Consider the following 20,162-nt stretch of genomic DNA (forward strand, 5'->3'; position numbering starts at 1 on the left):
CTATCTTCCACTGGACGAGCGCCTTCAGCATTTATTATAAATCAATAGTTTTTGCATCAAAGATGTTGTCTTGTGCTTTTAGGAAGTCGACGTTTTCGATGTGGTTATCTACTGATAACATCATGATGGCATCTCCACCTTGGTTTGAACGACCAACTTGCATTGTTGCGATGTTGATATCCTTTTCTGCTAATAGTGTTCCGACACGGCCGATTGCCCCTGGTTTATCAGTATGTTTGATAAATAGTAAGTGGCCTTCTGGTACAACATCAATTACATATTCATCTACTTTAACGATACGAGCACCAAGACCGTTTAATAGAGTTCCTGTTACTTTATGCGTTTCAGTAGAAGTAACTAATTCAACAGTGATTGAGTTTAAGAAACCTTTTGCCGTAGTAGTTTTATGTTCGTTAATTTTAATTGTGTTCCGTTCAGCTAAGTAACGTGCATTTACATTATTTACGTGGTTACCTAAATTACGTTTTAATAATCCTTTAACAGTATTGTTTGTTAACGGACGAACGTCGAAGTTAGCTAACTCACCAGCGAAGTATAGATTGATTTCTTCCACTGCCGCATCTGATAGGCGAGACACGAAAGCACCTAGTTTTTCACCAAGATCGAAGAAAGGTTCGATTTTCGCGATAATGTCTTTAGGAATAGATGGCATGTTTACTGGATTTCGAACAGTACCAATATTGAAGTAGCTTAGGATATCATGACTTACGTCAACTGCAACTGATTCTTGTGCTTCAATAGTCGAAGCGCCTAAGTGTGGTGTTGCAATGACTTGTGGTAATTCTAATAGGCAGTTTCCTACAAATGGTTCTTCCTCCATTACGTCAAGGGCAGCACCAGCTACTTTACCTTCTACGATAGCATCATAGAGAGCTTCTTCATCAATAATTCCACCACGAGCACAGTTGATGATACGAACGCCGTCTTTCATTAATGCAAAGATTTCTTTGTTAATCATATGTTTTGTTTCTTTTAATAGAGGTGTATGGACTGTGATAAAGTCAGCTACTTTAACTACATCTTCAACTGAACCGAAGTCTACTCCTAGTTTTTCAGCTTTTTCAGCAGTTAAGAATGGGTCATAAGCAATAACATCCATGCGATTACCTTTTGCACGGTGTGCCACTTCTTGCCCGATACGTCCAAAACCGATAACACCTAATGTTTTATTTTTTAATTCAACGCCTACGAATTTTTTTCGATCCCAGCGACCTTCTTGTAATGACATATGTGCATGTGGAATATGACGAGCAAGAGCCATAATCATTGCAGTTGTATGTTCAGCTGCAGAGTTAGTATTACCATCGGGAGCATTTACTACGATTATTCCTTTTTCTGTAGCGGCATCAAGGTCGATGTTATCTACGCCAACACCAGCACGGCCAATTAATTTTAAATTATCAGCAGCTTCTATGATGTCACGAGTAACCTTTGTTTGGCTACGAACTAATAATACATCGAAGTCATTAATTTTAGCTTTTAACTCATCTGGAGTTAAGCCAGTATCGATAACGATATTTAAATCTAATTTTTTTTCTTGGCGAAGAGGGTAAATACCATCTTCGCTTAGTGGGTCACTGATTAAAATGTTAATAGCCATAATTAGTTGTTCGCTCCTTCAAGATAAACTTTTTGTGCTGCTGCTAAACCTTTTCCAAGTTCAATCTCTTTACCAATTTTAACAAGTGCAATTTCAATTGCTGCCAATGTTTGTAGCACATCAGTTGGAGCGCAGTAGCCCATATGACCGACACGGAAGATTTGTCCTTTTAAGTGTTGTTGGCCACCTGCTACAGATAAGTTGAAATCAGTTTTTAGTACTTTACGGAATGCTTCAGCATCAAAATCGACTGGTTTAACAGCGGTAACTGTTGGAGAAGCATCCGCATCTGTTGTAAATAGTGGAATATCTAGTGCTTTAAATGCTGCACGTGTCATATCACGCATTAATGCATGACGTTTATATACTTCTTCAAAGCCTTCAGCTTCCAGATTTTTAAGTACTTGTTCAAGACCAAATAGTAAAGATAAAGCTGGTGTGAATGGTGTTGTATCTTTTTCTATGTTATCGCGGTATTTTGTTAAATCTAAGTAGAATCCTTTTTTAGGGTTAACTTCGATGATTTTCCAAGCACGATCACTCACACCAATAAAGTTTAAGCCTGCAGGAAGCATAAAGGCTTTTTGTGAACCAGTTACTAGAACATCGATACCCCATTCGTCCATTTTTGTTTCAATGCCGCCCATGCAAGATACACCATCAACAATTACAAGTGCTTCAGATACTTCATGAACTGCTTTTGCTAATTCGCCAACTGGATTGATAACACCTGTTGATGTTTCACAATAAGTAGAGAATACAGCAGTAATATCTTGGCGTTCTTTTAAGTAATCTTTTACCGCTGTTGGATTTAACGATGTACCCCATTCAACGGCAAATTCTTCAACGTCAATTTGATATGCTTGGCAAATTTTTGTGAAACGTTGACCGAATACACCCGTTGCTACAACCAACACTTTATCACCAGGTTTTACAACATTAACGATTGCTGCTTCTAAACCAGATGTACCGCTACCTGTAATCATAAGAACATCTTGTTTTGTACCGAACACTTTTTTCAAACCCGGTTTAATGTTTTGGATCATTTTAGATGTTTCGGAACCTCGGTGACCAATCATAGGTTGTGCCATAGCGCGTTCTACGCTTGGTGGAATTGGAGTTGGACCTGGAATTCTTAATAGTTGATAATCTTGTAACATGTTAAATCTCCTCTCTTATTTGAAAAACAATTAAAGTATTTGAAAATATAAAAAGCCTTCCGTCCCTTACATAAGATTATGTAAGGGGCGAAAGGCTAAATTAACAGACGCGGTACCACCCTTGGGTTACTGTCCACTCTAAAAGGACAGTCTTTGCTATATGCGTAACGTGCATGATTCGTATAGGCATACTTTGGAATGTTCAGCCTATCTATTCGGGAGTGGAACCTGCCGCTGAAACCGCTAATTTTCACCAACCATTAGCTCTCTAAAGATTTCAAAATCGGGAAGCATGTCTCCGTCATCATATTTTTTCTGTGTTTTAAATTTAAATCAATATTAATGCTATATTCGGTTAATGTCAACATTGTTTTAAAAAATTAATATAAATTAGGTTTAAATGAGGGGTTAATCAACTTAAAACCGAATAAAATAATCTTATTATATAAATAAAGTTCGTATTATTGGGGAGGACACTTAAGAGTCGGAATTTGTGTTTTTAGAACTGGTTATTATGATAGTTGCATTTTAATATTGCTAATACATTTTTTTACAAGTCTATATAGAATGCATATTCTAGAAGATTTATGATATTAGTGTAATGAAGTGAAGCGTTTTCATGAAAAGGCATGTCTTTTCAAATTATTGTTCGAAAATAGTAAGCGCTAGTTTGAAATTTAATTGTTAAAACAGTCAATCGTTCGGAATATAGGTAATTCAGATTTTCTTAGTGAAAATTAAAAATGTAGCACAATATCAAACGGAAAGTTTTAAAGTTGTTGAGAGAAATTAAATTACATACGCAAAATGAAGATCAAAAAAAAGATATCTTTGAGGGGAAAAGATAATTTATCCTAATGATTTACATGAATTATTACTGAACAATTTAGATATTCATAACTCATGTTTTAAAAAAATTCTAATTCCTAAGCTACATTTATTGTAAATAGAGGTGTTTAAACATTAGGTGAAGAAATATAATGGAACGAATTATTATTCACTTTATCAGTAGGGGAGGGTGAGTGTTATGGATTATGACGTGATAGTCATAGGAGCAGGATTGGCTGGACTCGTAGCAACAGCGGAATTATCGGATCAGGGAAAGAAAGTATTATTACTTGATCAAGAGCCAGAAGCTTCTCTTGGCGGACAAGCTTGGTGGTCTTTTGGTGGATTATTTCTTGTTGATTCACCAGAACAAAGTCGTCTTGGTGTAAAGGATTCAAAAGATTTAGCTTGGAGAGATTGGCTAGGCTTTGCAAAGTTTGACAGAGAGAAAGACGAAGATTACTGGGCTATAAAATGGGCAAAAGCATATGTTGATTTTGCATCAGGGGAAAAACGCGAATGGTTGCAAAGTTTAGGTATTAGATTCTTTCCTGTTGTAGGGTGGGCAGAACGTCAAGGTAACTCAGTTCCTCGCTTTCATATAACATGGGGAACAGGTCCTGGATTAGTGAAGCCATTTGAAGAAAAATTAAAGGCCGCTATTAAAACTGGGCTCGTAGACTATAAACCACGTCATCAAGTAGATGAGTTGATAACTTCCACTAATGCTGTAAATGGAGTAAAGGGGAAGGTTTTAGTGCCTAGTAGTGCTAAACGTGGAGAAGAAAGTGCACGCGATTCAATTAGCGATTTTGAATATAAAGCGAAGGCCATAATAGTCACAAGTGGTGGAATTGGGGCTAATATTGAGTTGGTACGAAAAAATTGGCCACAAAATTTAGGGAAGGCTCCAGAACGAATGATTTCTGGAGTACCTGCACATGTAGATGGGCGAATGCTAGCCATTTCTGAACGTGTAGGAGGTCGCATCGTTAACAAAGATAGAATGTGGCATTATACAGAAGGAATTCAAAATTGGAATCCCGTTTGGCAAAATCATGGTATTCGCATTTTACCTGGACCATCTTCACTTTGGTTAGATGCTGAAGGAAATCGTTTTAAAGCTCCTAATTTTCCAGGTTTTGATACCCTTGGCACGTTGGAGGCTATTCAAAAAACTGGATATGATTATTCTTGGTTTATATTGACGGAGAAAATTATTGAAAAAGAATTTGCATTGTCAGGATCAGAACAAAATCCAGATTTAACTGAAAAAAATATTAGGAAAGTGCTTCAACGTATTTTACCTGGGCCGACAAAACCTGTTAAAGCATTTATGGAAAATGGAGCAGATTTTGTGGTGGCTAATAATTTAAGAGAATTAGTGAATGGTATGAACAAAATTGCAGGAAATGAATTAATTCATATTGAACATATTGAAGAACAAATAAAAGAACGTGATGACGAGATAAATAAGAAATTTACGATGGATTTGCAAGTAAAAGCAATTCACGGAGCTAGAAATTATATAGGGGATAAAGTCATTCGTGTTGCTAAACCACATAAACTATTAGATGCCAGTAAGGGACCTTTGATAGCGGTTCGACTAAATATTTTAACACGTAAAACTTTAGGTGGTCTACAGACAGATTTAGATGGCCGAGTGTTAGATGAATCGATGAAGCCGATTGAAGGGCTGTATGCCGCTGGGGAAGTGGCTGGATTCGGTGGCGGAGGCGTTCATGGCTATAGAGCATTGGAAGGAACTTTTTTAGGAGGATGTTTATTTAGCGGTCGACAGGCAGGGCGTGGAGTTTTGAAAGATATAAAAAATAATAATTTTTCAAAAAATAAAGGTGTTCTAGAGAAAATAGAGAATATTAATATATATGAATAACTGTTCATTTTTAAACAAAGGGGTGTTTTTAATGACATTTGAAACATTAAAACTAGAGAAGAATGGTAGATTGGCTACGTTGACTTTGAACAGGCCAGCTGCGATGAATTCTATGAATGAAGTGATGATGAGAGAATTAGCTGATTGCTTTGAAGCGTTAAATGATGATGGGGATATACAAGTACTCATTATTAAAGGGGAAGGAAAAGTATTTTCAGCTGGTGGAGATATAAAAGCGATGCTGAATGAGGGCAGCCCGATGGATATTGACGAAGTAATGGTTGATATTACACGCTTTGTTAAGGCTATCTATATGTTGCCAATGATAACAATTGCAGCAGTTCACGGGGCTTCTGCAGGTTTAGGCTTTAGTTTAACGCTAGCAAGTGACATAATCATTGCTGAAGAAACTAGTAAACTAGCGATGAATTTCATTGGAATTGGTCTTATACCTGATGGTGCAGGTCATTTCTTCATGAAGGAGCGTTTAGGCACACCGCTTGCAAAACAGATGATTTGGTCAGGTGACGTATTACCGGGTCCTGAAGCAAAAAAACTAGGTTTGGTAGATGAAGTAGTACCTGAAGGGAAAGCTTCTGAACAGGCGGATTTATTAGCGCAAAAATTGTTACAATCACCAGTTGCTGCAATGATCGCTTCAAAGGAAATCTTGCATACACAAAAGTGTGCAGAGCTATCGAATGTTCTCAAAATGGAAGCCTCTGCGCAATCAAAAATGCGTAAAACGGTGGATCATTTAGAAGGCATTCAAGCATTCGTACAAAAACGCACACCGGTTTTCAACGGACAGTGAAAAAATGCCTTTCACAATGTAACTTTTGTGAAAGGCATTTTCATTATGAATGGAACAATATTAATTTACCAGCAGAGTTTACTAAGCGATGTGTTTGATCCGCCAAACCTTTTTCTTCAACTTGTTGTTGCCCTTGAGCTTTGGCAGTTACATCATCAGCAAACTCCCACGCTTCGTCAAAAAGTGTTTTACCTGATTTTTCGAACGCTGTAAACCGATACGTTTTCATATTCATCACCCTTTTTATGAATGTGTATTCATTATACTAGAAAAGTCAGAAAAAACATACAAATCAGTAATGGGATTTTAATAGTAGTCTATCAGTTATGATAGAGCTTTTGCTATAAATTACCGGAATTTTGTGATAAAATAAGAACAAATATTCGCATCTATTAAAGGAGAAAACCATGTCTACTATTCGATTTTTTCATACTGCTGATTTACATCTAGATAGCCCATTTAAAGGGATGTCGGCACTCCCAAAGGAGCGTTTACAGGAACTTCGTAATAGCACATTTGCAGCATTTGATCGATTCATCCAATATGCTGTAAAAGAACGGCCAGATTTTATTGTCATTGTTGGCGATATATATGATGGAGAAGATCGTAGTTTACGTGCACAAGCTTATTTCCAAAAAGGTATGGAACAACTTTGTGATAAGAATATACCAGTCATTTTGAGCTATGGAAATCATGATCATCTGAATGGGAAATGGACACGCTTCGAGTTGCCTCCCAATGTCCATGTACTACCAAAGCAAACAAAGCAAGTGACCTTGCAAATTCGAGATACTGCTGTTCATATATATGGCTTTAGTTATCCTGATCGGCATGTGACGGATCCTATGATAAATACATATCCAGTTGCTACAAATAAGGAGGCCTTTCATATTGGAATGCTCCATGGAAGCTTAATGGGGAATACAACTCATGATGTCTATGCGCCGTTTACAAAAGAAGCTTTACTTTCGAAACAATATGATTATTGGGCACTAGGGCATATTCATTTACGACAAATAATAAATGAACATCCACCGATTGTTTATTCGGGTAATATTCAAAGTCGCCATCGTAAAGAGCAGGGGATAAAAGGCTTTTATGATGTAGAGATGGATCAGCATCGTACAAACCTGGATTTTGTACCGACATCAGCGATTGTTTACGATGAATTTGAAGTTAATTGTGATGGCCTTATTCACGCCAATGAAATTTTACAAGCGTGTGAAAAGTCGTTGCAACAATTTCGCGAAATTAATGGCGCAGGTGTTGTAGAACTAAAGCTTGTGCAATTAGAGCCTAGCGCTAAGATGTTATTTGAAGAAAGTACTTTAGAAGAATGGCTTGAATTGATACGAGAGAGAGAAGAGTTGAAGTCTCCTGCGATCTGGGTACAGTCTGTTCACGTCAATTGGCAAGATTTCATAGAATATGATCCTACTGTTGCAACAGAAGCAGTACTTCAAGTTATTGATAGTTGGGACGAAATGCAATGGAAGGAAAAGTTGAAAGATCTCTATCAGCATCCTAGAGGAGGCCGTTATCTAGAACCTCTATCTGAATTAGATTTGGAGCAAATCTCGGCACAAACAAAAGACTTATTTAAAAACTTAGTATCAAAGAAACTTTAAGTTTGAAGTAAAGAAGGGAGTGAACAATATGCATATCCGCAAATTAGTTATTTTTGGATTCGGGCAACATGAGAATGTAACGATTAATTTGAAACAAGGTATTAATGTGTTCTATGGGCTCAATGAAGCGGGAAAAACGACGATTCAGCAATTTATACTACATATATTATTTGGTTTTCCTCAAAAGAATGCGCAACAGCTCCGCTACGAACCGAAAGCAGGCGGTAAATATGGAGGCCAAGTACATATAATAGACGATAAATTTGGAGATTGTATTATTGAACGTGTGAAGGGAAAAGCAATAGGGGATGTTACCGTCTATTTTGAAGATGGTACAAGAGGGCACGAAGAGGCGTTAGCAAAAATAGTACATGGATATAATCGCGAAGGCTTTGAAGCCATTTTTTCATTTTCTGTTCACCAATTGCAACAGTTAGAGCATATGTCTGAGGATGAACTAAGCAAAGTGTTATTAGCTTCAGGTACAACAGGTGTTGATCAGTTAACTAAACTTGAAAAGGATCTTGATAAGAAAATTGGAGAACTCTTTAAGAAATCTGGTAAAAACCCAACGATAAATAAGCAGATTGAAGAACTTCGTGAAAGTGATCAGACTTTAAAAGAAGAGCGTAAAAAACTTGAGGAGTATGAACCTACTATTTTAAGGTTACAGCAAATTACAGCAGAATTAGATGATATTAAATCAACTGAATCTATGCAATTGCAAGAACAGCAGAAGTTACATATATTCCGTCAACTCTATCCACTATTACAAAAGAAGGAACAGATAGAACAAGAGCTCCAATTAATTCTACAAAGAGGATTTCCGACAAATGGAGTACATCGTTATGAGCTGTACAAAGACAAAAAACTCGAAGTCCAAGCGATATTAAGCCAAGTACAGCATGAGAAAGAAGTAATCCAAAAGCAGCTCCAAGCAGACTTTAATGATGAACGATACCAACTATTAAAGAATCTCAATGACCAAGATAGTGAATGGCGCGAGTGGAATTCTAAGGTGAAAAGTTTAGAAAATGACATTGAAATACTACAACAAGAAAAAATCGCTCAATATCGTTTGTTGGGCATTACGGATGATGAACAGCAACAAGCTTTAGAGCAAACGGAAGTTTCTCTAGAACAGGAAGAATATTTTCGTCAATTAGTAAAGCAATTGGAAGAAAATAAAGAGCAATATCGATTTGGTCAACGTACTGTAGATCAGCTTCAACAGGAATTAGCAACGGTCGAACAAAAACTAGACAATCTTTTTGAACAGCAACCGTCTGACTATGAGATAGAACGAGCTGCCAATTGGTCAGCAAAAATACAAAAAGTAGCTGAAGCGAAGGCGACCTTAAATCAAGGTGTAAAAGCATCTAAAAGTACGAAATCAGTAAAACTCTTAAGTGGAGCGATTGCGATAATAGCTATTCTAATAGGTATTAGTTTATCTAATTGGCTTGTAATCGCAATAGGTATCATTGTTGCTGCTGCACTATGGTTTATTTTGGACAATGGATCGAATGATAATGATTCTGTAAATACAGAAGTTCTTCAACGTGAAATTCGCGAATTTGAATCACAGCAATCTGACATGGAACAACTACTGACAAAAATTCGCCAATTTGAAGATCGTATTACTCTGTTACAAGAACAGTATGATGATAGAAAAGTACAAATGAAAGAGGCCCAACAAGCGGTATCTAAATTCAATATGTATATCGAACAAAGTGAAGGACAACTTCAACTTTTTTTAAAACGTTTTCAAATAAGTGGCTCATTACAGCCCGAACTTCTTACAGAGCTATTTAGGCAAGTACGTGAGCTCCAGCAAAAAAGCACAAGTATTGTGATGAAAGAGCATCAATTAGAGCGACTTTCTGCGCTAGTAAATGAGCGTTTGAAGGATGCCTCATCTGCTTGTGAAATAATTTGTACGAGAGAAAATTTATCCACTACCGTTCAAGCTGTCTTTTTCAAAATGACTGAGCAACAGCAGCTTGTTGTAACTGCTAAAGAAAAACTACAACAATTAGATAATATTATTGATGAGAAGACGAATTTGCATAAATCTTATACAACAGAAATCTTAAATTTATTTGAAGAAGCCGATGTTGAAACAGCCGAGGATTTCTATAAGGCTAACGAGCAATTTCAGCTTTATAAAGATAATTCCCTAGCATTAAAACAAGTAGAGGAACAATTGTCAATGTTCGATGAGACAGCTGTCAATGTTCAATTAAACGATATAGAATCCCAAAGTCTACTTGAGCACATATCAGCTACGCTGCTATCTTTACAAGAGAAAAAAGATAAGTTACTCAGCGAACATGCGAAGCTACAAGCGAAAACAATAGATCTATTATCAGATCAGAAATATAGTATTCAGATTCAAAAGTTTGAAGAGCAAAAAGCCGCTTTAGCAGAGCAAGCACGTGAATGGGCTATTAATCAAGCAATTGCAACAGCAATACAGGAAACTATGCGTAACTTGAAAGAAAAAAGACTTCCAGCCGTTTTGCAAGGCGCAGAACGATATTTTAAACAGTTAACAGGTGGCCGCTATGAGACATTAGAGATAAATTCGGAAAGTGTTTTCGAAGCAGTTGCTGAAGATGGTATGCGTTATACAATAGCTGAATTGAGCCAAGCGACTAAGGAGCAAGCCTATATAGCATTACGATTTGCATTGGCGGATTCATTGCAACAATCTGCGCCATTTCCGATTATTATGGATGATCCTTTTGTCCATTTTGATCGTTTGCGCATTGGGAACATGGTACAATTAGTTGATAGTATTCAAACGAAACACCAGATACTCTATTTTACATGTCATGAAAATATGATAGATCAATGGGCAAAATCATTCGTCATTCATGTTTCAAATTTAAAAGGTGAAAGGAGATTGACTTCCATATGAATGGTATAGCATCACTTCAAGTCGGAGAGCCAGTCGATCATTATTTATTAATTAAACAAGCTACAAAAGGCGTTACAACAATGGGGAAGCCATTTATGACGCTTATTTTACAAGACAAGAGCGGTAGTATTGAAGCGAAATTATGGGATACAGGCGAAGAGCATGAAAAACTATATCAATCTGAGGGCATTGTTCGTGTCGGTGGAGAAATCCATGATTATCGTGGTAAAGCTCAACTACGTATAAAAGCAATTCGTCCAGTAGCGAATGATGAGGGAGTTTCCGTAGTAGATTTAGTACCTTCTGCAGAGACGCCAAAAGAGGAATTATATGAGCAATTGATGCAGTTCTTCTTCGAAATTAAAAATCCACAAATTTCTCGCATTACTAGACATATATTAAAAGAAAACCAAGATGAAGTTATGACGTTCCCAGCAGCGACAAAAAATCACCATGATTATGCATCTGGTTTACTTGATCACGTTGTATCGATGTTGAAATTAGGTCGAGCGATAGCTGATTTATATCCGACTTTAAATAAGGACTTATTATATGCAGGTATTATTTTACATGATATCGGTAAGGTAGTTGAATTATCTGGACCAGTTGCAACATCATATACTGTCACAGGTAATATGCTAGGGCATATTTCGATTATGGTGACAGAAATTGCGAAAGCCGCAGATACACTTCAAATCGAAGGTGAAGAGGTCATGTTATTGCAACATATGGTATTATCTCATCACGGTAAAGAAGAATGGGGAAGCCCTAAAAAGCCAATGTTGCAAGAAGCGGAGATGCTTCACTACATCGATAATATCGATGCAAAAATGAATATGCTAAAACGTGCTCTAGGTAAAACAGTTCCAGGGGAATTTACAGAAAGACTATTCCCATTGGATAATCGTTCATTTTATAAACCAACAATAGACTAATAAAATAAAAAAGGACCTTTCAGCGATGCTGAGAGGTCCTTTTTACATACTAAAGAGTATTACTGTTAACAGTTACGGAACAGTCCATGGAATGGTTTATGACATGGCTTATTCATATTGCAGTGACCTGGTCTACCTGGATCACCTGGATCAACTACTACGTTTTCAGTAGATTGTGTGTAGTAATGACGTGGTACATTAACAATGTGTTTTCTGTTTACAGTAACTATTGGGTGGATAACTGGAACTTCTCTTTCAACATAGCAATCATTGAACTGATATTGAGTAGGGCATACGACCGGTTGTTGACCGTGATGGCAATGACCGTGACCGTGACCGTGACCGTGACCGAAACCATGGCAGTGGTGATGGTTGTGACGTTTCAAAGGAATCACCTCCGTTCTAACTTGTTAACTCTATAACATGCGACAAAGTAAAACATTAAGAGGACAGAGGCCCGTAAAAATAAAAAATACCTGACCCATCGTAATGGATCAAGTACTTTTATGTGGCTAATTATTTTTCTGTAGCAGTTTTTTCATCTAAAAATTGGCTTAGTGCGTCTTTTAGATCTTTGTCTTTAATCTTCACGTCAGCTTCTTTAATTAATTTAGTAGTTGTTTCAATGAATTTATTTTGAGCTGCTTCAGTTGCAGCAATTTTTTGTTTAATGTCATTTTTGCTTTCTTCTAATGAAGGAAGGTCTTTAACATCACGCTTGTCCTCTAATTTAATGATGTGATAGCCATGAGTAGATTTAACCGGTTCACTGATTTCGCCTTTTTTAAGAGCATATGAAGCGTCTGTAAATTCAGCAACCATTTTATCTGGACCGAACCAACCTAGTTCACCGCCAGCTTCTTTAGAACCTGGATCTGTAGAGTACTTTTTAGCAAGTTTAGCAAAATCTTCACCTTTATCTAGTTTAGATTTTACTTCTTTAGCTGTTTCTTCATCAGCAACTAAGATATGGCTTGCTTTTACTTCTGTTTTCATACGTTCGTAGTATGCTTCGATATCTTTTTCAGAAATATCCATAGCTTTTTCTTGTAATAAAAGAATACGGACGTAATCTTCTTTGAAATCTTTTTCTGTTAAGCCTTGAGCAGCAAGAGTTTGTTCGAAGCTTTCACCCATTGCTTCTTTTTGCTTTTTGAATTCTGCTTCTACTTCTTTATCAGTTATTTTGTATTTATCTTCTAAGACATTTTTAATAACTAATGTTTGAAGTGTTTGTGTACCAGCCGCGCTCTTCATTTCTTGGTACAGTTGTTCTTTAGTAATATTTCCTGCTTTTGATTCTGCTACTACTTCGTCACTTGAATTATTTCCACATGCAGCAAGAGCAAGAACAGATGCTGCTAGTGTAAGTGATAATACTGTTTTCTTCATCTTTAAAATCTCTCCCAACTTTAGTCACTTCTAACTAATGTATTTGTAACTATAACACAAAACGAAAAAAAAAGAAAAAGGTTCCATATTCATTTAGCCTAAAACCCCAAAACATATTTGCATAAGATAGCAAAGAGAAGGGAGGTGCGGGTAATGGGTAACGGTGGTGGATATTCTAATGGTTCAGGCTTTGCTTTACTTGTCGTGTTATTTATTTTGTTAATTATTGTTGGCGCAGCATTTATGTGCTAATTTTTAGGCAATAAGAAAGTCCATTTGCAGAGATGCGAATGGACTTTTTTATTTATTATGATCACTAAATTGAGGACAGAAGAACTAACTTAATGTTGATAGAACTTATTCAATAAGCTATTTTCAATGCTATAAAATGAATATTGTTTACACAGTAAACAGAATCTCCAAGTAAAATGAGATTAACAAAATAGTAATCAATACATTTATAGTTCGGTATATTTTTGGTTGTTTTTCTTCAGGAATTTCTTTTTGCGCACAAAGTGCATACGTCATCCGGTTGATTTGAAATAAATAAAACACCGAGAATAGGACGACAATGGCAATCATCAAGTCTTTTCCTCCCCTCTATCTACATCATAAGCATAACAAACAAAGAACAGAAATGACAAGTTAATCATCATTGGTTAGATGATGGAACTAAAATTTCAAACCCCTTATCTGTTTCTTCAATCAATGCCGTTTTAGGCGAATGTATAAGATGTTTAACATACAATAGATCAATTAAGCAAAGTCCACAGTGATAAGCCAACAAAATCGAAAAGTAATGTCTAAAGGGTGGAAACATTATCGCACCAATTATTAAAACTAAGTTCAGTAGAATAAATGGTACGAGCAATGCAAAAACATAACGACTTTTTAAAATGGGCTCATGGATACGCATCGACAATACAGGTAAAAAACTATATTGTTTCTCGATGGAAAAGCGCAAACTTTTACGATAACTAAATAATGGCATAAAATGTAGCAGCTTATGAGCAGGGTAAATCATAAAAAAGACAATTAAAAAGAGCGGGAATAAGTGATCTGATAACGGAGCTTCTTTAAATATATTTAAAACTATATAAAAAACAGAAAATACGCTAATGACGATTATAGTAGACAATAAAAAAATACGATCGTGGCCGTATTGTTTCTGTACATTAATTGTTTTCCAGCAATGCAAGGTTTAGCATCTCCAATTTCAATATATGATAATCTTCGAAACCTAACATTAATGCTTTTCATAGGGAAAATCAAGTCATTTTATATTAAAAAAAAGATAGCGTTTTCATACCTGAGTATTGAACGATTAGAGCAATACTCAGGTTGAACTCGTTTTGAATATTATTCAATTTTGCGTAATGAACCTTCAAAAATGTCCATGAAATCATCCCCGTAGATATTACGAATAATAGCCATAAGGTCTAATAATTCAGGGAATTTACCATACATTTCTTTTAAAGGAAGTGAACCTTCAAGAACACTATGCTTCGATTGGTTGTAATTTTCTGTCAATTCAACAAGTAATGACTTACCTTTTTCGGTGAGCTCAACATATGTATTTCGCTTATCGTCATTACGTTTAGAAAATGCAAGCAATCCACGCTCCTCCAAATTTTTAGAGAAATTAAATGCGGTTGATACGTGCATTACACCAAATTTTGCTATATCAGAAATCGATGCGCCTTCAAGATTAGAAGCAATCCATAATACATGGTGCTCATTGATATTCAAATCATATGGTTTAATCCATGCTTGCCAATCTTTTTCAGCAGCTTTCCAAAGGGCCTTCGATAGCTGGGCGATTCTTTGGCTGTAAAGCATAGCTTCACGAACCGTATATAAGTCTTCAGACATAGCTATCACCAACTTTCGCAATTTTCTAACATTATAACATTATTTGTAAATAATAAACAATCGTTTTCCAATATAAAATAGTACAAAAAATATATTTTTATATTAGTTTAATTATTTTTCTCAAAAAATATACTTTTATCGTATGATTTTATTCATTATTTTTTTTGTTTTTACGATTTTGGAATTCTGCTAGATGTTTTTCGATTTCTTCAACAGAGCTTTGTAAAGAAGCAATTTCTTGTTGTAGATTTTCTTGAATAGGCGCTGTCTCAGCTTGCCAAGAAGCAAAAGATTCTTTTGATTCTTCAATCACCTTTGGAATAGTTAGTTGCGCTTCATTTTTTATGTTCTCAATTGACCCTTTAATATCAGCAAGTCTATTTTGAAGATCCTCTTTAGTAGTTTGCAATGATGATCTAAATTCTTTACCTGATTGTGGTGTAGATAAAAGAACAGCTACCATACCACCGATTGCCCCAGTTGTTAAGCCGAGAAAAAATGTAGATGTTTTCATATTATCGTTTCTCCTTCCTACTTTAAACTATGTATATCCTTCTTTTACTATAATAAAACATGATATTCAATAAAAGAAATTTAAACAAAAATTATTTATTATTTATAGCTATTAAAAAGAAGGTCATTATCTATAGTATTGTAGATAGTGACCTTCTGAATTATATTATCTTTTATTTTGGTATTTAGGCATGTGTTAAAGATGTATTAAATTTAGAACGTTTAACCAAATTAATGATGATTGGGTAAATAATAATAAATGCTACGACGTTAATGGCAACAGCAGGTAGTACAACTGTTATGAATAATGCTGTAAATGGAATTTTCGCGCCAACAACTAGTATTGCAGAACCTAAGAAAACACTTCCTGAAATAATCGTACCTACACCAGCAAGAACAGCCGATACTGCAATTTTCTGAGCAAACTTTTGTAATAATACAACTGCTGCATAGAAAATAAATGCTGTTATTAATTTGTCGATAATATTCGGTACAAAACCAGCTGGGAATGTTGAAAATAGGCCTGAAATCACGCCTGTTGTTATCGCTAGTAAGAAAACTTCCTTAATACCAGGGAATAATAAGATGCCGATAAACATCATCGTTAGCATGAAGTCTGGCTTCATACCACCATTAATTCCTGGAATCACGACATATAATGCCGCACCTACACCAACTAAAAGTGCCATTAAAACTAAATTCTTCGTATTCATTTCTCATCTCTCCTATAGCTACACTGAGCTCAACTTTTGTTATTTCCTTCCGTATCCTCGTGATCGGAAGCGAAACTTATACATGATATTACAGGTAAATTATCGTGAAATCAATACTATTATATAATAGTAATAATAAGAGTGTTAATCCTATTTATTTAGATTAGCAATAATTTGTTCAGCTAAATCAGCTAAAATTACTGGCGTATATTCATCTGGTTTTGTAGTCCAAGTAGGTTTAAATCCATCTGTTTCATCATATCTTGGAATGAAGTGTAAATGATAGTGGAAGACAGTTTGTCCTGCCGCTTCACCGTTATTATTTACTAAGTTCATGCCAGCTGGGTTGAAGGTATCTTTGATAGCATTAGCAATTTTAGGTGCAACGGCAAAAAGATTCGAAGCTATTTCAGAAGACATTTCAAAAATGTTTGCCACATGTTCTTTAGGAATTAATAATGTATGACCTTTTGATAAAGGGCCAATATCCATAAAGGCATAGACAAATTCGTCTTCGTAAACTTTCGTACTAGGAATTGAACCATCGATAATTTTACAAAATAAACAATCGCTCATAAAAAAACACACCTTTCATCATTTTGCTTTTTATTTTACCATATTGGTAACTGCTAGATTGCGAAAATTTTGATAAACTGTAAGAAGAATAGGAGTGACGAGGAATGACAGTATTAGAATTACAATCCGTAACAGGTGGTTATACGAGAAAACCTGTTATTCATGATTTATCCTTTACAATTCAACCTGGAGAACTAGTCGGACTAATTGGACTGAATGGGGCAGGGAAAAGTACTACAATTAAACATATCATCGGATTAATGACTCAAAAAAGTGGAGACATTCTTCTAAATGGGATCACAATAAAGGAAAATATGGATCAATATCGTTCCTCATTTTCATATATTCCAGAAACGCCTGTTTTATATGATGAGTTAACTTTGAAAGAACATTTAGAATTAACAGCAATGGCATATGGTTTGGATGAACAAACATTAAAAGAACGCTCTGAACCATTATTAAAAGAATTCCGTATGGAAAAGCGATTAAACTGGTTCCCGTCTCATTTCTCAAAGGGGATGCGTCAAAAAGTGATGATTATGTGTGCATTCCTAGTTAATCCATCATTATATATTATTGATGAGCCATTTTTAGGACTTGATCCTTTAGGTATTCAATCATTATTAGATCATATGGATGAAAAGAAAAAAGACGGGGCATCTATATTGATGTCTACACATATTTTATCGACGGCTGAAAAACATTGTGATCGTATTTTATTGTTACATAATGGCCGACTTCGCGCACAAGGGACGATGAATGACTTACGCCAAGCATTCAATATGCCAGGTGCAACTTTGGACGACTTATACATCGCAATGACGAAGGAGCAAGAACATGAATAACTTGCATGATGTGTGGCGTACACGCTTCTTTCATTATATAAATGAAGTGCAAAAGTATATGAAGTATGTCTTGACGGGGCATATGGCAATCGTGCTTGTATTCATCATCGGTGCAGGTGGTTATCAATATAGTGAGTGGCTGAAAACCAACCCAGTAGATTTTCCTTCTATATTAGTAACTGCAATTGTATTAGGTTTTCTATTAGCATTTAGTAGTCCTACGACTTTAATCCGTGAGCCTGACCAAGTGTACTTATTGCCACTTGAGACAAAGCTTCCAATTTATTTTAAGAAGGCCTTGAATTGGACATTTTGGTCGCAGATTCTTGTCGTTGTTATACCTTTTATCATAGCTCTACCTATGCTAAAGCAAATAGGACAAGTATCTAGTGGAACGATTGGATTAACATTGGTTGTTGTTGTGTTCATGAAGTGGTGGAATGTACAAGTTGATTTTGCATTTCGTTGGGCTAATAGAGGACAAGCAGTATGGGGAGATCGTATTGTAAGAGTATTGATTTCTATTACTGTTCTAGCATCAGTATTATTAATGAATGTATGGATGATGATTATTGTTGCTATTCCAGTAATCTATTATGGTTTTATTTGGATGAAACAAAAGGCTATGCATCCCTTCCCTTATGAACATTTCGTAAAACTTGAGCAAAATCGTATGTTGCGTCTTTATCGCTTTGCTAATTATTTTACGGATGTACCGCACATACACGGTAGCATTAAAAGACGTCAGTGGTTGGATGCGCTATATAAAATGGTGCCGTTTAAGAAAGAAAATACACAAGCTTATTTGGTGTTTCGCACTTTCGTCCGTACAGATGACCATTTCTATTTATGGGTGCGCTTAACGGCAATAGCGGGAATAGGTGCTTTGATCATTAATATGCCTGTTGCTGCTGGCGTCTTTTTAGCAGCGCTTGCATTTGCGACGACAATTCAGTTGAAGCAAGCATTAATTTCTTCAACAGATTTCAGTATGTATATGTTATATCCATTACCTGCAGTTTATCGTAAACTAGCAGTTCATAAAATTGTTCGAGTAGTAAATATTGTACAAGCGATTATCGTGTTAATTTGTGGCATAGGTAACCCATTATTTTATGTTGGACCAGTGATTATGTTAATCGTTGGAGAGCTTACATTACGAATGACAAAATAAAGAAAATCCTGGGACAGTGAAAATGTCTCAGGATTTTTTTGTTATATATTTTGATAATCAAGTACTGCTGCACCTAACGTTTTAGCAGCAATCAACATTGCTTCTTCACGGAAATCGAATTTTGCATGATGATGAGCATATGCAGTTCCTTCAGGCATTGCACCTGTAAAGAAGAATACACCAGGTACCTTTTCTAGATAGTACGAAAAATCTTCCCCAACCATAAGTGGAGCACATTCAACTACTTCATTAACACCAGGAATATCCTTCGCAATGTCAAAAAGGAAAGCAGACTCTTTTTCATGATTGACAACAGCTGGATAGCCCCTAATATATTCAAATGTGTAGTCACAATCAGCTGCAAGGCAAGTCCCTTTTATAATACGTTCAATTTCAGCTTCCACTAAATCACGGACTTCAGGTAAAAATGTTCTTACTGTACCTGACATTTTAGCTTCTCCTGCGATAACATTAAAAGTGTCTCCAGCATGGAAAGAACCGATTGTTACTACTGCCGATTTAATAGGGTCTACTCGACGAGAGACGATATGCTGTAAATTTGTAACAAGTTGTGCACCAATTGTTACAGTATCAATCGTATCTTGTGGCATTGCACCATGTCCACCACGACCGTGTATAGAAATTTCGAAGCGATCAGCTGAAGCCATCATAGGACCTGAACGATGTTCAATAGTGCCAAACGGTGTTTGTGACCATAAATGTGTGCCGAATACAGCGTCAACTCCATCCAAGCATCCCGCTTCCACCATAGGTTTTGCTCCACCAGGCGCTATTTCTTCAGCATGTTGATGAATGATGACATATTCACCAGCTAGCTGATCGCGCATTTCATGAAGTGCTTTTGCAAGTTGTAATAATGTGGCTGTATGACCATCATGACCACAAGCATGCATAACACCAGCGACAGTTGATTTATAGGGAACATCGTTTAATTCTTGAATAGGAAGTGCATCAAAATCTGCTCGTAATGCAATTGTTTTACCAGGTATTGCTCCTTTAACTCGTGCAACAACCCCGTTGCCACCAACGTTCGCTTCATAAACAACGCCAAGTTGATCGTAAAATTTTTGTATATACTTAGCTGTTTCAGTCTCATTAAAAGAAACTTCAGGATACATATGTAAATGACGGCGAATTTGCACCATGTCTTTATAAGAAGCATCTAGTTTATCAAAAAGTTGTAGTTTCATCTGCTATACCTCACTCATAGTTAGTATTTTTGATTTGCTTTTATTATAACAAAAAAAGCC

20 protein-coding genes and 1 other annotated feature are annotated in these 20,162 nt (G+C 36.1%); of the genes, 8 read left to right on the forward strand and 12 right to left on the reverse strand.

The window, feature by feature from the left end; genetic code table 11:
* Nucleotides 1–34: 34 nt before the first annotated feature.
* Nucleotides 35–1,621, reverse strand: coding sequence for a phosphoglycerate dehydrogenase (gene serA / locus MHH85_RS01125; RefSeq protein WP_340705704.1), 1,587 nt, complete (start codon nt 1,619–1,621; stop codon nt 35–37).
* Nucleotides 1,622–1,623: 2 nt separating this feature from the next.
* Nucleotides 1,624–2,781, reverse strand: a complete 1,158-nt coding sequence (locus MHH85_RS01130) for a pyridoxal-phosphate-dependent aminotransferase family protein (protein WP_340705705.1) — start codon at nt 2,779–2,781, stop codon at nt 1,624–1,626.
* A gap of 80 nt (nt 2,782–2,861) precedes the next feature.
* Nucleotides 2,862–3,095 (reverse strand) — a binding site (T-box leader).
* Between the two features lie 713 nt (nt 3,096–3,808).
* Between MHH85_RS01130 and MHH85_RS01135 the strand changes: the two genes are divergently transcribed.
* Complete coding sequence (locus MHH85_RS01135) at nt 3,809–5,506, forward strand: FAD-binding dehydrogenase (protein WP_340705706.1); 1,698 nt, start codon at nt 3,809–3,811, stop codon at nt 5,504–5,506.
* A gap of 31 nt (nt 5,507–5,537) precedes the next feature.
* On the forward strand, nt 5,538–6,320 hold the full coding sequence (locus MHH85_RS01140; protein ID WP_193737445.1) for an enoyl-CoA hydratase: 783 nt from the start codon (nt 5,538–5,540) through the stop codon (nt 6,318–6,320).
* Nucleotides 6,321–6,363: 43 nt separating this feature from the next.
* Here MHH85_RS01140 and MHH85_RS01145 read toward each other — a convergent pair whose 3' ends face one another.
* Nucleotides 6,364–6,549, reverse strand: coding sequence for a YhzD family protein (locus MHH85_RS01145; RefSeq protein ID WP_193737444.1), 186 nt, complete (start codon nt 6,547–6,549; stop codon nt 6,364–6,366).
* A 178-nt stretch (nt 6,550–6,727) separates the two neighbouring features.
* Between MHH85_RS01145 and MHH85_RS01150 the strand changes: the two genes are divergently transcribed.
* From MHH85_RS01150 to yhaM, 3 genes are read left to right on the forward strand one after another with little or no spacing between them, the layout of a single operon-like run.
* The gene (locus MHH85_RS01150) at nt 6,728–7,948 is read left to right on the forward strand and encodes a metallophosphoesterase family protein (protein WP_340705707.1); all 1,221 of its coding nucleotides are present in this window, start codon (nt 6,728–6,730) and stop codon (nt 7,946–7,948) included.
* A gap of 28 nt (nt 7,949–7,976) precedes the next feature.
* Nucleotides 7,977–10,871 carry an ATP-binding protein gene (locus tag MHH85_RS01155; RefSeq protein WP_340705708.1) on the forward strand — a complete coding sequence of 965 codons (2,895 nt, stop codon included), beginning with the start codon at nt 7,977–7,979 and terminating at the stop codon, nt 10,869–10,871.
* The gene (yhaM, locus tag MHH85_RS01160; RefSeq protein WP_193737441.1) at nt 10,868–11,806 is read left to right on the forward strand and encodes a 3'-5' exoribonuclease YhaM; all 939 of its coding nucleotides are present in this window, start codon (nt 10,868–10,870) and stop codon (nt 11,804–11,806) included. Before MHH85_RS01155 ends, yhaM begins: the two co-directional genes overlap by 4 nt.
* Nucleotides 11,807–11,871: 65 nt before the next feature.
* On the opposite strand, the gene MHH85_RS01165 is transcribed toward yhaM, so the two are convergent.
* The gene (locus MHH85_RS01165; RefSeq protein ID WP_340705709.1) at nt 11,872–12,192 is read right to left on the reverse strand and encodes a hypothetical protein; all 321 of its coding nucleotides are present in this window, start codon (nt 12,190–12,192) and stop codon (nt 11,872–11,874) included.
* A gap of 130 nt (nt 12,193–12,322) precedes the next feature.
* Nucleotides 12,323–13,198 carry a peptidylprolyl isomerase gene (locus MHH85_RS01170; protein WP_193737440.1) on the reverse strand — a complete coding sequence of 292 codons (876 nt, stop codon included), beginning with the start codon at nt 13,196–13,198 and terminating at the stop codon, nt 12,323–12,325.
* Nucleotides 13,199–13,351: 153 nt separating this feature from the next.
* On the opposite strand from MHH85_RS01170, the gene MHH85_RS01175 reads away from it, so the two are divergent.
* Nucleotides 13,352–13,450 (forward strand): YjcZ family sporulation protein, encoded by a 99-nt coding sequence (locus MHH85_RS01175; RefSeq protein WP_083446313.1) that lies wholly within the window; start codon nt 13,352–13,354, stop codon nt 13,448–13,450.
* A gap of 147 nt (nt 13,451–13,597) precedes the next feature.
* On the opposite strand, the gene MHH85_RS01180 is transcribed toward MHH85_RS01175, so the two are convergent.
* The 6 genes from MHH85_RS01180 to MHH85_RS01205 all read right to left on the reverse strand — a co-directional run bounded on the left by MHH85_RS01180 (nt 13,598) and on the right by MHH85_RS01205 (nt 16,872).
* Nucleotides 13,598–13,780, reverse strand: a complete 183-nt coding sequence (locus MHH85_RS01180) for a hypothetical protein (RefSeq protein ID WP_370588357.1) — start codon at nt 13,778–13,780, stop codon at nt 13,598–13,600.
* A 70-nt stretch (nt 13,781–13,850) separates the two neighbouring features.
* A complete protein-coding gene (locus tag MHH85_RS01185) occupies nt 13,851–14,396 on the reverse strand; it encodes a DUF3267 domain-containing protein (protein WP_193737439.1) in 546 nt (181 codons plus the stop codon).
* Between the two features lie 161 nt (nt 14,397–14,557).
* Nucleotides 14,558–15,076 (reverse strand): HTH-type transcriptional regulator Hpr, encoded by a 519-nt coding sequence (locus MHH85_RS01190; RefSeq protein ID WP_051448815.1) that lies wholly within the window; start codon nt 15,074–15,076, stop codon nt 14,558–14,560.
* 142 nt (nt 15,077–15,218) lie between these two features.
* A complete protein-coding gene (locus MHH85_RS01195) occupies nt 15,219–15,584 on the reverse strand; it encodes a YtxH domain-containing protein (RefSeq protein ID WP_340705710.1) in 366 nt (121 codons plus the stop codon).
* Between the two features lie 184 nt (nt 15,585–15,768).
* Complete coding sequence (locus MHH85_RS01200; protein ID WP_340705711.1) at nt 15,769–16,296, reverse strand: tryptophan transporter; 528 nt, start codon at nt 16,294–16,296, stop codon at nt 15,769–15,771.
* A 150-nt stretch (nt 16,297–16,446) separates the two neighbouring features.
* Complete coding sequence (locus MHH85_RS01205) at nt 16,447–16,872, reverse strand: HIT family protein (protein WP_193737438.1); 426 nt, start codon at nt 16,870–16,872, stop codon at nt 16,447–16,449.
* 104 nt (nt 16,873–16,976) lie between these two features.
* On the opposite strand from MHH85_RS01205, the gene MHH85_RS01210 reads away from it, so the two are divergent.
* Nucleotides 16,977–17,717 (forward strand): ABC transporter ATP-binding protein, encoded by a 741-nt coding sequence (locus tag MHH85_RS01210; RefSeq protein WP_053418744.1) that lies wholly within the window; start codon nt 16,977–16,979, stop codon nt 17,715–17,717.
* Nucleotides 17,710–18,891 carry an ABC transporter permease gene (locus MHH85_RS01215; protein WP_340705712.1) on the forward strand — a complete coding sequence of 394 codons (1,182 nt, stop codon included), beginning with the start codon at nt 17,710–17,712 and terminating at the stop codon, nt 18,889–18,891. Before MHH85_RS01210 ends, MHH85_RS01215 begins: the two co-directional genes overlap by 8 nt.
* Before the next feature lie 41 nt (nt 18,892–18,932).
* Here the strand turns inward: MHH85_RS01215 and MHH85_RS01220 are convergent, their stop codons facing one another.
* Entirely contained in the window at nt 18,933–20,102 is a 1,170-nt protein-coding gene (locus MHH85_RS01220) for a M20 family metallopeptidase (protein ID WP_193737436.1), read from the reverse strand.
* Nucleotides 20,103–20,162: the final 60 nt, after the last annotated feature.

The organism is Viridibacillus sp. FSL E2-0187 (assembly GCF_038006425.1).
Classification (GTDB): Bacteria; Bacillota; Bacilli; order Bacillales_A; family Planococcaceae; genus Viridibacillus; species Viridibacillus arvi.

Coding starts and splice junctions, on each gene's coding strand:
- MHH85_RS01220 (WP_193737436.1), bottom strand. CDS start 20,102: ATGAAACTACAACTTTTTGATAAACTAGATGCTTCTTATAAAGACATG.
- yhaM (WP_193737441.1), top strand. CDS start 10,868: ATGAATGGTATAGCATCACTTCAAGTCGGAGAGCCAGTCGATCATTAT.
- MHH85_RS01205 (WP_193737438.1), bottom strand. CDS start 16,872: ATGAGCGATTGTTTATTTTGTAAAATTATCGATGGTTCAATTCCTAGT.
- MHH85_RS01145 (WP_193737444.1), bottom strand. CDS start 6,549: ATGAAAACGTATCGGTTTACAGCGTTCGAAAAATCAGGTAAAACACTT.
- serA (WP_340705704.1), bottom strand. CDS start 1,621: ATGGCTATTAACATTTTAATCAGTGACCCACTAAGCGAAGATGGTATT.
- MHH85_RS01155 (WP_340705708.1), top strand. CDS start 7,977: ATGCATATCCGCAAATTAGTTATTTTTGGATTCGGGCAACATGAGAAT.
- MHH85_RS01135 (WP_340705706.1), top strand. CDS start 3,809: ATGGATTATGACGTGATAGTCATAGGAGCAGGATTGGCTGGACTCGTA.
- MHH85_RS01175 (WP_083446313.1), top strand. CDS start 13,352: ATGGGTAACGGTGGTGGATATTCTAATGGTTCAGGCTTTGCTTTACTT.
- MHH85_RS01140 (WP_193737445.1), top strand. CDS start 5,538: ATGACATTTGAAACATTAAAACTAGAGAAGAATGGTAGATTGGCTACG.
- MHH85_RS01180 (WP_370588357.1), bottom strand. CDS start 13,780: ATGATTGCCATTGTCGTCCTATTCTCGGTGTTTTATTTATTTCAAATC.
- MHH85_RS01130 (WP_340705705.1), bottom strand. CDS start 2,781: ATGTTACAAGATTATCAACTATTAAGAATTCCAGGTCCAACTCCAATT.
- MHH85_RS01150 (WP_340705707.1), top strand. CDS start 6,728: ATGTCTACTATTCGATTTTTTCATACTGCTGATTTACATCTAGATAGC.
- MHH85_RS01210 (WP_053418744.1), top strand. CDS start 16,977: ATGACAGTATTAGAATTACAATCCGTAACAGGTGGTTATACGAGAAAA.
- MHH85_RS01215 (WP_340705712.1), top strand. CDS start 17,710: ATGAATAACTTGCATGATGTGTGGCGTACACGCTTCTTTCATTATATA.
- MHH85_RS01200 (WP_340705711.1), bottom strand. CDS start 16,296: ATGAATACGAAGAATTTAGTTTTAATGGCACTTTTAGTTGGTGTAGGT.
- MHH85_RS01195 (WP_340705710.1), bottom strand. CDS start 15,584: ATGAAAACATCTACATTTTTTCTCGGCTTAACAACTGGGGCAATCGGT.
- MHH85_RS01170 (WP_193737440.1), bottom strand. CDS start 13,198: ATGAAGAAAACAGTATTATCACTTACACTAGCAGCATCTGTTCTTGCT.